Origin of the sequence: Streptomyces sp. SP18CS02, from assembly GCF_036322365.1 — a bacterium.
GTDB lineage: Bacteria > Actinomycetota > Actinomycetes > Streptomycetales > Streptomycetaceae > Streptomyces.
Map to the genome: position 1 here is coordinate 70787 of NZ_JAQYXC010000266.1, position 14006 is coordinate 84792.

Sequence of the window (14006 nt, forward strand, 5' to 3'; positions counted from 1 at the left end):
ACCCGCTCGACGGGCCCCGGACCGCCGTGATGGCGGCCCGGGGCCCTCTGCCGTGGTGGCCCGGGCGCGGACGCTGCGTCAGCCGGGTCCCGGCCCGACGTCCTTTCCGGCGGGCCGGTCATGCCGGCGTACCGAGGACCCCACCAGGGTGACGACGGTGCCGATGATCGCCCAGACGGCCAGCACCTGCATCGAGCCGGAAAGGGCGTTGCCCCTGAAGTACGCGATCGAGCGCGCCGCCCAGGTGCCCGCGCCCGGCGGCAGGGCCGGGCCGATCGTCCGCCAGAAGTCGGGCAGCATCGGACCGGGGAAGGCGCCGCCGGCGCTGGGGTTGCCCGCGATCACGATCAGCAGCACGGCCAGCCCGATACCGACGACGCCGGTCAGCACCTGGAGCGCGAGGGTGACGGCGCCGACCGCGAAGACGACCAGGGCGCCCAGGCCCCACAACGCCGGCACACTGCCGGGCAGGGCGCCGAGCACCGGGCCGACGATGATCGCGCCGCCGAGGCCGCCGACCAGGGCGGAGAGCGCCAGGACGGCGAGCCGGATGATCGCCCGCTGGGGGTTGGCCGGCCGCGAGCCGGCGCTGATGGCCAGGATCGACGCCAGCAGATAGCCGCCCACGCACCACCCCACGACCAGGTAGAACGCGGAGAGCCCGTCGAAGTCCTGGGGGGAGGCCGGGGCCACGTCGACGGTCCGTACGCTGCGGCTTCGGGGCTCCTCCACCGCCGTGATGAGCGCCTCCAGGGTGTGGGCGAGCACCGTGCCGCTGCCGGAGGCGACCAGCAGGGTGTCGGTGGTGCCGCCGGGGTCGACGATCAGGGCGCCGTCGATCCTCCGGTCCAGGATCCGGGCCCGGGCCTCCGCCCGGCCGGCGAGCACGCGCGGGGCGAGCGGGCTGCCGGGCAGCCGGGCCAGCCGGCCGGAGACCTGGGCGGCGCTCTGGCCGGGAGCGACCACGCCGAAGGGGACGTCCTTGGGCCTGGGGTCGTGCAGGGCCCCCACGTACGACGTGATGAACAGCAGCTGAAGGGCGAGCACGCCGACGACCAGCAGTGCGGCCCGGGGTGTGACGGCGTTCTTGACCTCGTCGACGAACTTCACTTCGGCGGACGTCATGCCTCCACGCTCCGGGCGGCCCCCTGTGCGCGCAGGCGGTGTGCGGCCGAATGGCCGATCCGGCGGGACGCCGGGTGACGGCCCGGGCGGCGCTGCCGGACGACCGGCGGGACGGCGCGGGGACGACCCGGGGCGCCCCTCGGCAACCGGCGGGGACGTCGCCGGATCACCGCGGCGCACGCCGCCGGACCGCCGCCGGACCGCCGCCGGACCGCCGTCGGACGGTCGGCGGGAAGCGTGTCGTACATGCGTTCGAAACTTGGTCTATGGTGGAGGAGGGGGAGGCGAGATACGGATTGATCCAGGAGGTGCGGATGCCAGGCTTCACGCATCTGCACACCGTTTCGGGCTTTTCCCTGCGGTACGGTGCCTCGCACCCGGAACGGCTGGCCGAGCGTGCCGCCGAGCGCGGCATGGACGCCGTCGCCCTGACCGATCGCGACACCCTCGCAGGCGCCGTCCGGTTCGCCAAGGCCGGTGCGAAGCAGGGGGTCCGGCCGCTGTTCGGGGTGGACCTGGCGATCGGCGAGCGGGCCCGCGAGCCGGGCCCCACCGAGCGCCGCCGCACCCCCGTGCGCGGCGGTGCCTTCATCGACGAGTCCGCACCCCGGGCGGTCTTCCTGGCCCGCTCCCGGCAGGGCTGGGCCTCCCTGTGCCGCCTGGTCACGACCGCCCACGCCGCCGGCGACGGCAGCCCCCTGCTGCCCTGGCCGGACAACCACGGCGAGGACCTGACCGTCCTGCTCGGCCCCGACTCCGAGGTCGGCCGGGCGCTCGCGGCCGGCCGGCCCGACCGCGCCGCGCGCCTGCTCGGCCCCTGGCGGGAGGCCCACGGCGACGCCCTGCGCCTGGAGGTGGTCCACCACGGACGCACCGGCACCGGGCCGGGCTCGCTGCGGCACGCCGCCCGCACCCTCGGCTTCGCCGCCGAGCAGGGCGTGCGGGCCGTGCTGACCAACGCCGTGCGGTACGCCGACCCCGGGCAGGGCCCGGTCGCCGACGTCCTCGACGCGGCCCGCCGCCTGGTCCCCATCGACCCGCGCAAAGGGCTGGACAGCGGCGAGCGCTGGCTGAAGGACCCGGCCGCGATGGCCGCGACCGCCGAGCGGGTCGCCGAAGCCGCCGGGCTGCGCCGCGACACCGCCCACCGGCTGCTCGCCATGACCGAGGAGACCGCGGCCCGGTGTGTCGTCGACCCCGAGGACGACCTGGGCATCGGCACCGTGCACTTCCCCGAGCCGCAGCTGGTCGGCGCGGGCCGGCGCACCGCCGAGCGGGTCCTGCGCTCCCGCTGCGCGGCCGGGATGGTGCTGCGCGGCCACGACCGGGACCGGGAGTACTGGGCGCGGCTGGAGAACGAGCTGCGCACCGTCGAACGGCTCGGCTTCGCCTCGTACTTCCTCACCGTCGCCCAGGTCGTCGACGACGTGCGCGACATGGGCATCCGGGTCGCCGCACGCGGCTCCGGTGCCGGGTCCCTGATCAACCACCTCCTGGGCATCGCCCACGCCGATCCGGTCGAGCAGGGGCTGCTGATGGAGCGCTTCCTGTCGGTGCGGCGGCCCGCGCTGCCCGACATCGACATCGACGTGGAGTCCGCCCGCCGTCTGGAGGTCTACCGCGCGATCCTCGCCCGCTTCGGTCCCGAGCGGGTGGCGGCCGTGGCCATGCCCGAGACCTACCGGGTGCGCCACGCCGTCCGGGACGTCGGCGCCGCCCTGTCCATGGACCCGGCGGAGATCGACCGCATCGCCAAGTCCTTCCCCCACATCCGGGCCCGGGACGCCCGCGTCGCCCTCGACGAGCTGCCCGAACTGCGCGAGCTGGCCGGGGAGCGGGAGAAGTACGGACGGCTGTGGGAACTGGTCGAGGCGCTCGACGCGCTGCCGCGCGGTGTCGCCATGCACCCGTGCGGAGTGCTGCTCTCGGACGCCTCGCTGCTCTCCCGTACACCGGTGGTGCCCACCAGCGGCGAGAGCTTCCCGATGTCGCAGTTCGACAAGGACGACGTGGAGGACCTCGGGCTGCTCAAGCTCGACGTGCTCGGCGTACGGATGCAGTCGGCGATGGCGCACGCGGTCGCCGAGATCGAGCGGGCGACCGGCGAGGTGCTGGACCTCGACGACCCGGACCAGGTGCGGGACGGGGACCCCGACACCTACCGGCTCATCCGGTCCGCCGAGACCCTGGGCTGCTTCCAGATCGAGTCGCCCGGCCAGCGCGACCTGGTCGGCAGGCTTCAGCCGTCCACCTTCCACGACCTGGTCGTCGACATCTCGCTCTTCAGGCCCGGTCCGGTCGCGGCCGACATGGTGCGACCGTTCATCGAGGCCCGCCACGGCCGGGCCCCGGTCCGCTACCCGCACCCCGATCTGGAGGAGGCGCTCCGGGAGACGTACGGGGTCGTGGTCTTCCACGAGCAGGTCATCAAGATCCTGGACGTGATGACGGGCTGCGGCCGCGAGGAGGCCGACGCGGTACGGCGCGGGCTGTCCGACCCCGAGTCGCAGGGCCGGATCAAGGTCTGGTTCGCCCGGCGCGCGAAGGAGAAGGGGTACGAGGAAGACGTGATCGCGCGCACCTGGGGGATCGTGGAGGCGTTCGGTTCGTACGGTTTCTGCAAGGCGCACGCGGTGGCGTTCGCCGTGCCGACCTACCAGTCGGCGTGGCTCAAGGCCCATCGCCCGGCGGCCTTCTACGCCGGGCTGCTCACCCACGACCCCGGGATGTATCCGAAGCGGCTGCTGCTGGCGGACGCGCGGCGGCGGGGCGTGCCCGTGCTGCCCCTGGACGTGAACAGGTCCGCGGTCACCCATCGCATCGAACTGGTGTCCGGTTCCTTGGGGAAGTGGGGCCTGCGGCTCGCCCTCTCGGACGTCCACGGCATCAGCGAGGCGGAGGGCGCCCGGATCGAGGCCGGCCAGCCGTACTCCTCGCTGCTGGACTTCTGGGAGCGGGCCCGGCCCGGCCGGCCCGTCGCCGAACGGCTCGCCCAGGTCGGCGCGCTCGACGCGTTCGGCGCCAACCGCCGCGACCTGCTGCTGCACCTCGCCGAACTCCACCGCGCGCAGCGGGGGACCGGCTCGTACGGCGACCAGCTCCCGCTGAGCGGCGGCCGGAGGTCCTCGCCCATCGGGCTGCCGGACCTGAACGAGACGGAGCGGCTCAGCGCCGAGCTGGGCGTCCTGTCCATGGACGCCTCACGGAACCTGATGAGCGATCACCACGCCTTCCTGGAGGAGCTGGGCGTACTCACCGCACAGCGGCTGCGCGCGGCCCGGCACGGGCAGACCGTGCTGGTCGCGGGCTCCAAGGTGGCCACCCAGACGCCGCCGATCCGCTCGGGCAGGCGGGTCATCTTCACCACGCTCGACGACGGCACCGGCCTGGTCGACCTGGCCTTCTTCGACGACAGCCACGAGACCTGCGCGCACACCGTCTTCCACTCCTGGCTGCTGCTGGTGCGCGGAGTGGTCCAGCGGCGCGGTCCACGCAGCTTCAGCGTGGTCGGCGCGGCCGCCTGGAACCTCGCCGAACTGGTCGAACTGCGGCGCGAGGGCGGCCTGGACGCGGTGGCGGCCCGGCTGGCCGAGCCGGTCGCCGCCCCGGCCGGCCCGTCCGACAGCGGCCGCCGGATCACCATGCCGACCGGGTACGAGATGAACCCCTGGGCGGATCTGCGGCCGGCGGGCGAAGGGGTGGCCGGACCGAGGAAGCTGTGGCACCGGAGCCGGGGGAGCGCGGGATGATCCTCTGCGTACGGTTCGGACTGGAGCCCATGTACGAGGTGATGCTGCCTCGGCTGGTGGGCCTGCTGACCGAGTTCACCCCGGTCGTCGAGGCCGCTCCGCCCGACGCGGCCCTCGCCGATGTGCGCGGCGCCCTGCGGTACTTCGGACGCGACCCCGCCGGACTCGCCGCCGTGATCCGGGTCCGGGCACTCGCCCTCCACGGGGTGGACTGCGTCATCGGGGCGGGACCCAACCCGATGCTGGCCAGGATGGCGGCGCGCGAGGCCGTCCCCGGTACGACCCTCGTGGTCGCGGACCCCGACGCCTTCCTGCGGGACAAGCCGGTCGTCGCGCTGTACGGGGTCGGTCCCGCCACCGCCCGTACGCTCTGCTCGTACGGGCTCGACTCCATCGGCCGGGTGGCCCGGGCCCCGCTCGCCGTGCTCCAGCGGATCACCGGCGCCCGGGCCGGACGCGAGCTGTGGGAGCGGGCGCGGGGCATCGACCGTACGGCGGTCGTCCCGAACGCCGCCTCCCGGTCGGTCGCCGCCGAACGGGCCTTCGACCGCGACGAACTGGACCAGGACCGGCACCGGCGCGCGCTGCTCTCGCTCGCCGGGGAGCTCGGCGCGCGGATGCGGACCGAGGGGCAGGTGTGCCGCTCGCTGGCGCTCACCGTGCGGTACGCCGACCGGTCCGTCACCACCCGCTCGCGCGCCCTGCGGGAGCCGACCGCCCACTCGGCGGCGCTCACCGCCACCGCGTACGCCCTGCACGAGGCCCTCGGGCTGCAGCGGGCCCGGGTGCGGGGGATCGCCCTGCGCGCCGAGGGGCTGGCACCGGCCGAACAGGCCGCGCACCAGCTCTCCTTCGACCCGGCCGACGAGAAGGCGCGGCGGATCGAGGAGGTGGCGGACCGGGCGCGGGCCAAGTTCGGCCGGGAAGTGATCGTGCCGGGGGCGCTGGCCGCGTAGCCGAGGCCGGGGAGGGCGCGCCGGAGGGCCGGTCGTTGATCGCTCAGGTTTTTACCGACGCGTAACTTCCCCTCCTCGGCTACCCGTGCGTAACTTGGCATGAGCGCGCCATCCCCTGCGTGCTTCCCCACCAGTGGTCCGGGCCACGGGGCGTACCGCCAGTGCCCCATTCCTTTGAGCCGCAAGGAGACCACCTGATGCTGCCCACGCGTATACGACGCGGGTTCAGATCGCTGACCGTCCTGCTGCTGGCCGCCGCGGCCGTCCTCGCCCCCCACTCCGCCGCGGCCACCCCCACCGCCGCGTCCGCCGCGACGAGCAGCGGCTGGAACGACTACTCCTGCAAGCCCTCCGCCGCCCACCCCCGCCCCGTCGTCCTGGTGCACGGCACCTTCGGGAACTCCGTCGACAACTGGCTCACCCTCGCCCCGTACCTGGTCAGGCGCGGCTACTGCGTCTTCTCCCTGGACTACGGCCAGCTGCCGAACGTGCCCTTCTTCCACGGCCTGGGCCCCATCGACAAGTCGGCCGGACAGCTCGGCGTGTTCGTGGACAAGGTGCTCGCCGCCACCGGCGTCGGCGAGGTGGACATCGTCGGCCACTCCCAGGGCGGCATGATGCCCCGTCACTACCTGAAGTTCCTCGGCGGCGCCGGCAAGGTGAACGCCCTCATCGCCATCGCGCCCGACAACCACGGCACCACCCTCAGCGGGCTCACCCAGCTGCTGCCGTACTTCCCGGGCGCGGCCGACCTGCTCAGCGAGAAGACCCCCGGGCTCGCCGACCAGGTGGTCGGCTCCGCGTTCCTCACCCGGCTCAACGAGGGCGGCGACACCGTCCCGGGCGTGCGCTACACCGTCATCACCACCAAGTACGACGAGGTCGTCACCCCGTACCGCTCCGGGTTCCTGACCGGACCCGACGTCACCAACGTCGTCATCCAGGACAAGTGCGCGATCGACCTCTCCGAACACGTGGCGATCGGCATCCTCGACCGGATCGCCTACCACGAGGTCACCAACGCCCTCGATCCGGCGCGGGCCACACCCACCACCTGCGCGTCCGTGTTCGGCTGAACGCCGGTAGGGGGCCCGTCCACCGGGACGGGCCCCCTCGTCCTCCGACGTCAGCGGCTGTGACGCCCCGCCGAGGCGGCCTTGCGGCGCGCGGTGCCGAACATCACGGCGGCTCCGAGGGCGAGGACGGCCGCGCCGCCGACCGCGATGTACGGGGTGGTGCCGTCGCCACCGGTCTCGGCGAGGTTCCCGGCGGCGGCGGCCGGCACGGCGGGCTCTTCGGCGGGCTTTCCGGCGGGCTCTCCGATGGGCGACGGGGAACCGGCGCCGTCGGCCGCCGGAGCGTTCCCCTCGGAGGACTTCGTCGCGGGCTCGGTGCCCGCGGGGGCCGACGCGTGGTCGGTGTGGTCGTCGCCACCGTGACCGCCGTGGTCGACGGTCGACTTGTCGGTGCCCTCGTCGATCTGCGCCTGGGAGGGCGCGGAGGCGGTGGGCGCGGGAGCACCGCCCGTGGAACCGCCGTTGTCCTTGCCGCCGAAGACCACGTCGGAGCAGGTGTAGAACGCCTCGGGGGAGTCGGAGCGCTGCCAGACGGAGTAGATCAGGTGACGGCCCGACCTGGCCGGGACGACGCCGTCGAAGACGTACTCCCCGTTCACCAGCTTCGGGTCGGTGACCTTCGCGAACGGCTTGGCCTCGAGGTCGGACCACTTCAGCGGCTTGGACGGGTCGTAACCGTCCTTGGTGACGTACAGCTCGAAGGTGCCCCTGTGGGGAGCGGTCGCCTTGTAGCGGAAGGTGCGGTTGCCGGAGGTGAACGCCGAGGACGGCCAGTCGGCGCGGGGCAGATCGAGCCCCTTGTACTTGTCGCGGCCCGCACTGCACAGCTTGCCGTCCGGGATCAGCGACTTGTGGTTCCCGGCCGCGTTGGCGATGTTGACCTCGTTCCAGTCGTAGAAGGCCTGGGCGCCGCTGGCCGCGACCGCGGCCTTGCAGGCCGCCGAGTCCGGGCTCTCCGGCCCCTCGGCGTAGCAGGCGGACACCCGGCTGACCGGGTTCGTCATCGTGCCGTGCGCGGCGGCGGGGGAGGCGGCCAGCCCGGTCAGCGCGATCGGCGCGATACCGAGGACGACGGCGGCGACTGCCGTGCGGCGAGCGGTCATGGTGACGTTCTCCTTCGAGGGGGGGCACACGTGGGGGAGTCCCGGGGGACGGCCCAGGACACGGGACGGCCTCGGACGGGCGGCGCGGCCCCCCGTGAGCTCGGCGCCGATGGCCCGAACCGGTCCCGGTGATCAGCAAGCTAGCCCCTCGAAACCGCGAAACAGCCTGCTGAGGGCGGGTGATGGCGATCCTTATGGTCCCTTTAAGGAGGGGGTAAGGAGGGGCTCAGGAAGGACCGGCCCGGCGCCCCGCCGAGCAGCGGGTCCGGCGCGGGGCCGGTCCGTGGGTGTCCGTGGCGGACCGTGGGGGGCGGGGTGTCGTCGGCGCTCAGGGGGGTGGGCGGGATGTACCAGAGCGGGGCCCGGTACTGCTCCGGGCGGCTGCGGATGAGCAGGGCCCTGAGGTCCTGGCGCTGGTTTCCGTTGAGTTCGAGGGCCTCGGTGATCCGGCGGAACGTCGTATGGGTGATGCCACGGCCGCGGGCGTCGGCCTCGAACCGCGCGAGTCGGCGGAGCGTGGCCTCGGGGGCGAGCTCGCGTTCCGGCCGGCCGACGAACCAGGCGGCCTTCTCCCGCTCGTAGTCGATCTCCGAGAACCCGCAGATCTCGCGACTGTGCCCCTCGGCCTCGTCGAGGCTCTTCGTGGCGAGGACGGCTCGGGCGAGCGCGTTGCGGTCGAGGATCCCGCCCAGGTCGGCCTCGTGGACGGTGGGGCCTTCGTCGGTGAGCGGGACGGGCAGGCCGGCGCCCCGGACCTCGCACACCCCGCGGGCCCCTCGGGCGGTGGCCGCGAGCATGGCCGTCGCCTCGGAGGGATGCCAGTCCAGTACGGAGCCGACCGGTTCGACGTGCTCGGCCGTGAGGGTCAGGACGGTCGCGCCCATGTGGTCGCGCAGTTCGTCGGCGGGGAGTTCGCCGTCCAGTCCCGGACCGGCCACCAACAGCCTCACGGGGGCGTCGATCTGACAGCAGGCCGCCAGCACCAGGGCGTCGGCGAGAGGACTGCAGAGCGTGGGTTCGTCACCCCGGGCGAGGATGTCGCCGCCGACGTCCAGGAGGTCGATCGACTCGGGGGAGAGGTGCTCGACGAGTTCTTCGAGCTGGCGGGTGATGCCCTCGGCACCGTGGTGCGGGTCGATCAGGGCGAAGGTATGGGGCAGTTCGGCGGCGAGGCGGGGGAGTGTCGAGCCCGAGGGGGCCGCGGGCCTCGCCTCCGCGGACATGGCCTGGACGCTTGCGGTCAGGGGGCGCAGCCCGGTGAAGTCGGCGGGCCTTCTCGGACCGGGTATCGGGTCGATCAGCAGGCGGTCCCAGGCATAGGTGAGGACCACCGCCGGGCTCGCCCCGCCGTAGAGGGCCGCGTCGACCATGGCGGCGGCGATCGCGTCGCCCCCGCCTCCCGCTGCCACGATCAAGCGCGTCATCCGCGTGAGTGTACGGGGCGCGGGGCCGGCCACCCACCCCTTTTGGCGGCCCACCGCCCGGGGCCGCCTGTGAGGGTCGCCGCCGGACACCGGCCCGGCACGTCACTCGCCGTGAACCTTGCGCCCGTGGAACGGCCGAACGGCGCGATGCGGGCGCCCGGACCACCCGTTCGGGTTTGAGACCAAGCCGTCGGCCGTTGTGCGCCGAAGCAGAGGTGTGACCACTTTGGATGATCCATGGCTTCGGCCCGTGTGCGCGGCGCTGACCGGCTTGCTGGCCGGCTACGCCTCCCTGGCGGTGGCCGAGCTGGTCGCCGCCCTGGTCCGGCCGGAGTCCGGCCCGGTCACTGCGGTGGGCGGCGCCACGATCGACCGCACGCCGGCCGCGGTGAAGGAGTGGGCGATCCGCGCGTTCGGGCAGGACGACAAGGCCGTCCTCCTGCTGGGCATCGTGGCCGTGCTCGGTCTCCTCGCCGTCGCGCTCGGACTGCTGGCCCTGCGGCACCGGCGCATCGCCACGGCAGCCGTCCTCGTCCTGGGCGCGGTCGGGGCCGTCGCCGCCACGAGCCGTCCGGACTCCACGTCATGGACCGACGCACTGCCCTCACCGGCGGGCGCCCTGGTGGGCGCGTGGCTGCTGCACCGGCTCATCGGCCGGCTCGTCGCCCCGCCCCGTACCGCCCCGCCCGGAACACCGGCGGCGCCCGGCTGGGACCGGCGCGGGTTCCTGGTCTCGGCGGCCGCGGCCGCCGTCGCGTCGACCGGAGCGGGTGCGGCCGGCCGGGCCCTGGGCGGATCCCGGGCACGCGACTCCGCCGCCTCCCGGGCGGCGATCGTCCTGCCACCACCGCACTCGCCCGCCCCGCCGGTGCCGAGGGGAGCCCAGCTCCGGGTCCCCGGCATCAGCCCGTTCACCACCCCCAACAAGGACTTCTACCGGGTGGACACCGCGCTGGTGGTGCCCGAGGTCGACGCCACTGGCTGGCTCCTGCGGATCCACGGGCTCGGCGTGCGCGGGCCGCTCACCCTCTCGTACCGGGATCTGCTGCGGCGCGAGCTCGTCGAGCGGGACATCACCCTGGCCTGTGTGTCGAACGAGGTCGGCGGCCCCTATGTGGGCAATGCCCGCTGGCTCGGCGTGCGCCTGGCGGATCTGCTCCAGGAGGCAGGGGTCCGGCCGCCGTCGAAGGGCGGTCCCGCCGACCAGCTGGTCTCCCGCTCGGTCGACGGGATGACGCTCGGCACGCCGGTCGAGGAGGTGATGGACGGGCGGGACGCGCTGCTCGCTGTGGGCATGAACGGAGAGCCGCTGCCCCTCGACCACGGCTTCCCGGTACGGATGGTCGTCCCCGGCCTCTACGGCTACGTCTCGGCGTGCAAGTGGATCGAGGACATCGAGCTCACCACCTTCGACGCCCATGACACCTACTGGGTGGAGCGGCGGTGGGCCCGGGAAGCGCCCGTCAAGACCCAGTCCCGGATCGACACGCCCCGGCCCTTCGCCCGCCCCGGGGCCGGCACCGTCATGGTCGCCGGAGTGGCGTGGGCCCAGCACCGGGGCATCGACCGCGTCGAGCTGAGCGTGGACGGCGGACCGTGGCAGCGGGCCGATCTCGCGGCGGAGGACAGCCGGGACACCTGGCGACAGTGGTCGGTCCCGTGGACGGCCACCCCCGGGACGCACACCTTGACGGTCCGGGCCACCGACGGGACGGGGGAGGTACAGACCGAGAAGCGCACCCGGACCGCCCCCGACGGGGCGTCCGGCCGGCACTCGGTGGTGGTGACCGTGGAGTGAGACCGCCGTGGACCGCCCGGCGGTGCCCGCTCGGGCCCCGCCTTCTTCGCGGAGCCCCGAGCCCCAACCCTCGGGCCTGGGTCCCCAACCCCCGGGCCCGCGCGCAGCACCGTGTGCCACCGGGGCCCCCGTGCCCGGGCCGGCACGGGGGTGTCCCCGGGGAAGACGGCACCCCGGGAACGGGGCCGGAGGCGGGAACGGGGGCGGAGGCGGGGCTCAGGCCGGGAGGGCCATGAGTGCCACCGGGGCCGTGGTGGGCCGGGGGGAGCCGCCCGCGGGTTCCACCGTGACACCCATGCCCGAGGCACCGTCCACGTCTCCCTCCATCAGCACGCCGCCGTCATGGTCGATGAGCCCGGCCGGCCGCATCGTGCCGCCCTCGTCGAACCACAGCTGGTAGGTCCTGTCCTCCGGCAGCGGCGGCAGCCCGGAGGCCAGGAAGACGGCGCTGTTCTCGCTGCGGGAGACGACCACCGTCGCCCTGGCCTCCCCCTTGACCGCCCCCGAGACGGTCCGCGCGTCCGGAGCGGCCAGCACCCGGGCCATCTCCGCCGCCTCCGCGCGGGCCTGTTCCACCTGCCGTTCGGCCTGGCGGGCCTCCTGGAACTGCCACGCCGCCACGCCTCCGAAGGCCGTCGCCACGGCCGCACAGGCCGCCAGTACGAGGCGGGACAGGCGCCTGCCCCGTCCGCCCGCCGGGCGGACCGACGTGTCGTCGCAGTCCGCCGCCACCTGCGGAGGCAGCTGCCGCACGGTCCTGACCCGGGCCATGACCCGGGCCTTGAGGGCGTCGGACGGTGCGGCCGTCACGGCCGCGCCCAGCCGGGCGGCCGTGGCGGTGAACTCCCGTACCTCCTGGGCGCACGCCGGGCAGTCCCGCAGATGCCGCTCGAACGTCTCCCGTTCGTCGTCCGGCAGCGCGTTCAGCGCGTACGCGCCGGTGGGAGCGTGCATGTGGTCCTCGCTCATGCGTTCACTCCCATGCAGTCCCGCAGGCGGATCAGACCGTCCCGGAGCCGTGTCTTGACCGTTCCCAGGGGCGCCGACAGGGAAGCGGCGGCCTCCCGGTAGGTGTAGCCCCCGTAGTAGGCGAGTGTCACGGCCTGCCGCTGCAGCTCGGTCAGCGTGCGCAGACAGCGTCGCACCTGCTCGCTCTCCAGCCGGGCGGTCACCTCCTCGCTCACCTGGTCGTACGCGGGGGTCTGTTCGCGGTGCGCGTTGCGCTGCTCGCGGGCCGTGGCCGCCTGCTCGGAGCGGACCCGGTCCACGGCGCGCCGGTGGGCCATCGTCAGTACCCACGTCATGACGCTCCCCTGTTCCGCCCGGAAGCGGGCCGCGGTGCGCCACACCTCGACCATGACCTCCTGTGCCACCTCCTCGGACTGCGAGGGGTCCCGCAGCACCTTGCGTACGAGTCCGAAGACCGGTCCGGAGATGGCGTCGTACAGGGTGGCGAAGGCGTCCTGGTCACCGGTGGCGACCCGGGCCATGACCTCCGCCAGCTCCGGTCCGCCCCCCTGGGGCGCACCACCGATGCGTGCGACCTCCTTCATCGCGCACCACTCCCCCGGACGGAGCGGGCGCGGCGGCGGGCCGCGCTGTGTTGGTCGCCCATGCGCAACTCTCCCAGCGGTACAGGTGAGCTCAGGTCACCTTCGATTCTCTTCCTTCATGTGTTCGTAGCCGTCGGCCCCGCGGATGGGTGGGACCGCCCCGCGAAGCGAGCGGGATCCGGCGGAAGCCACGCCAATCCGCCGCGCGCCCCGCGACGAATGAGGGGTGTGAGGGAAGCGGTACGGCCCCAGGAGCCCAGGAGCCCAGGAGCCCAGGGGCTCAGGAGCTCCGGGGCTGTGCGCGCCGACCGTCCCTCGCACGGTGGCGCCGGCCGACGGCGCGCCGCACTTCCGGAGGAGACTTCCCATGTTCCGTACCCGTACCCGCCGTGCCCTCGCCGCCGTCGTCGCCACGGCCGCGCTGCCCCTCGCCCTCACCGCCTGCGGCATGAACGACTCCGGAGGCGGTGACGGCACGTCCTCCGGTTCCGCAGCGGCCGAGAAGACCCCCGCACAGGGCGGCTCCGGCAGGCCCCAGGCATCCGGACCCTTCGGCCCCGCGTGCGCGACGGTGCCGAAGGAGGGCGCGGGCTCGTTCGAGGGGATGGCCAAGGACCCCGTGGCGACAGCGGCGTCCAACAACCCGGCCCTGTCGACGCTGGTGACGGCGGTGAAGAAGGCCGGCCTGGTCGACACGTTGAACAACGCGCAGAACATCACGGTGTTCGCCCCGACGAACGACGCCTTCGCGAAGATCCCCAAGGCCGACCTGGACAAGGTCCTCAACGACAAGGAGACGCTGACGAAGATCCTGACGTATCACGTGGTGGGCCAGAAGCTGGCTCCGGAGCAGCTCGACGGCGGTACGTTCGAAACGCTGGAGAAGAGCACGCTGACCACGTCGGGGTCGGGGGAGTCGTACAAGGTCAACGACTCGTCCGACGTCGTGTGCGGCAACGTGCCCACGGCCAATGCCACCGTCTACATCGTCGACACCGTCCTCATGCCGAAGATGTGACGCACGCCGCGGGGGCCGGCGTCGCCCGCGAGCCGCCGGCCCACCGCCGTTCTCGCCGCGGGCATCGCCGGGACGGCGCCACCGCCCGCCCGGGCGACCGCCGCGCAGCGGGGCGGTGTGCCCCGGTGCTCGGGGCGCACCGGCTCCTCGCGGAACCGCCGGCCGCGCCTGAGGGGCGGTGCGCCACCGGTTCGGCTCCCGGTC

At 74.0% G+C, this 14006-nt stretch carries 10 protein-coding genes; 5 read left to right on the forward strand and 5 right to left on the reverse strand.

The window, feature by feature from the left end; all coding sequences use genetic code 11:
* Positions 1–78: 78 nt before the first annotated feature.
* Positions 79–1110, reverse strand: a complete 1032-nt coding sequence (locus PUR26_RS08110) for a DUF3533 domain-containing protein (protein WP_329871043.1) — start codon at positions 1108–1110, stop codon at positions 79–81.
* A gap of 329 nt (positions 1111–1439) precedes the next feature.
* Between PUR26_RS08110 and PUR26_RS08115 the strand changes: the two genes are divergently transcribed.
* The 3 genes from PUR26_RS08115 (at position 1440) to PUR26_RS08125 (ending at position 6906) form a co-directional block, all read left to right on the forward strand.
* A complete protein-coding gene (locus PUR26_RS08115; protein WP_329870637.1) occupies positions 1440–4874 on the forward strand; it encodes a DNA polymerase III subunit alpha in 3435 nt (1144 codons plus the stop codon).
* Positions 4871–5830, forward strand: a complete 960-nt coding sequence (locus tag PUR26_RS08120; RefSeq protein WP_329870639.1) for a DNA polymerase Y family protein — start codon at positions 4871–4873, stop codon at positions 5828–5830. The genes PUR26_RS08115 and PUR26_RS08120 overlap by 4 nt, the downstream gene beginning before the upstream one ends.
* A gap of 197 nt (positions 5831–6027) precedes the next feature.
* On the forward strand, positions 6028–6906 hold the full coding sequence (locus tag PUR26_RS08125; protein WP_329870641.1) for an esterase/lipase family protein: 879 nt from the start codon (positions 6028–6030) through the stop codon (positions 6904–6906).
* A gap of 50 nt (positions 6907–6956) precedes the next feature.
* Here the strand turns inward: PUR26_RS08125 and PUR26_RS08130 are convergent, their stop codons facing one another.
* Positions 6957–8009 (reverse strand): lytic polysaccharide monooxygenase auxiliary activity family 9 protein, encoded by a 1053-nt coding sequence (locus PUR26_RS08130; protein ID WP_329870643.1) that lies wholly within the window; start codon positions 8007–8009, stop codon positions 6957–6959.
* Between the two features lie 203 nt (positions 8010–8212).
* Positions 8213–9433 carry a DUF1152 domain-containing protein gene (locus PUR26_RS08135; protein WP_329870644.1) on the reverse strand — a complete coding sequence of 407 codons (1221 nt, stop codon included), beginning with the start codon at positions 9431–9433 and terminating at the stop codon, positions 8213–8215.
* A gap of 217 nt (positions 9434–9650) precedes the next feature.
* Here PUR26_RS08135 and PUR26_RS08140 point away from each other — a divergent pair, with 217 nt between their 5' ends.
* Entirely contained in the window at positions 9651–11231 is a 1581-nt protein-coding gene (locus PUR26_RS08140) for a sulfite oxidase (protein WP_329870646.1), read from the forward strand.
* Positions 11232–11447: 216 nt separating this feature from the next.
* On the opposite strand, the gene PUR26_RS08145 is transcribed toward PUR26_RS08140, so the two are convergent.
* On the reverse strand, positions 11448–12200 hold the full coding sequence (locus tag PUR26_RS08145) for an anti-sigma factor (protein WP_329870648.1): 753 nt from the start codon (positions 12198–12200) through the stop codon (positions 11448–11450).
* Complete coding sequence (locus tag PUR26_RS08150; protein ID WP_329870650.1) at positions 12197–12784, reverse strand: sigma-70 family RNA polymerase sigma factor; 588 nt, start codon at positions 12782–12784, stop codon at positions 12197–12199. The genes PUR26_RS08145 and PUR26_RS08150 overlap by 4 nt, the downstream gene beginning before the upstream one ends.
* 367 nt (positions 12785–13151) lie before the next feature.
* Between PUR26_RS08150 and PUR26_RS08155 the strand changes: the two genes are divergently transcribed.
* Positions 13152–13802 (forward strand): fasciclin domain-containing protein, encoded by a 651-nt coding sequence (locus PUR26_RS08155; protein ID WP_329870651.1) that lies wholly within the window; start codon positions 13152–13154, stop codon positions 13800–13802.
* Positions 13803–14006: the final 204 nt, after the last annotated feature.

Bases quoted from the DNA above. Each gene is read 5' to 3' on its own strand.
- PUR26_RS08120 (WP_329870639.1), top strand. From the start codon at position 4,871: ATGATCCTCTGCGTACGGTTCGGACTGGAGCCCATGTACGAGGTGATG.
- PUR26_RS08135 (WP_329870644.1), bottom strand. From the start codon at position 9,433: ATGACGCGCTTGATCGTGGCAGCGGGAGGCGGGGGCGACGCGATCGCC.
- PUR26_RS08145 (WP_329870648.1), bottom strand. From the start codon at position 12,200: ATGAGCGAGGACCACATGCACGCTCCCACCGGCGCGTACGCGCTGAAC.
- PUR26_RS08115 (WP_329870637.1), top strand. From the start codon at position 1,440: ATGCCAGGCTTCACGCATCTGCACACCGTTTCGGGCTTTTCCCTGCGG.
- PUR26_RS08155 (WP_329870651.1), top strand. From the start codon at position 13,152: ATGTTCCGTACCCGTACCCGCCGTGCCCTCGCCGCCGTCGTCGCCACG.
- PUR26_RS08125 (WP_329870641.1), top strand. From the start codon at position 6,028: ATGCTGCCCACGCGTATACGACGCGGGTTCAGATCGCTGACCGTCCTG.
- PUR26_RS08130 (WP_329870643.1), bottom strand. From the start codon at position 8,009: ATGACCGCTCGCCGCACGGCAGTCGCCGCCGTCGTCCTCGGTATCGCG.
- PUR26_RS08150 (WP_329870650.1), bottom strand. From the start codon at position 12,784: ATGAAGGAGGTCGCACGCATCGGTGGTGCGCCCCAGGGGGGCGGACCG.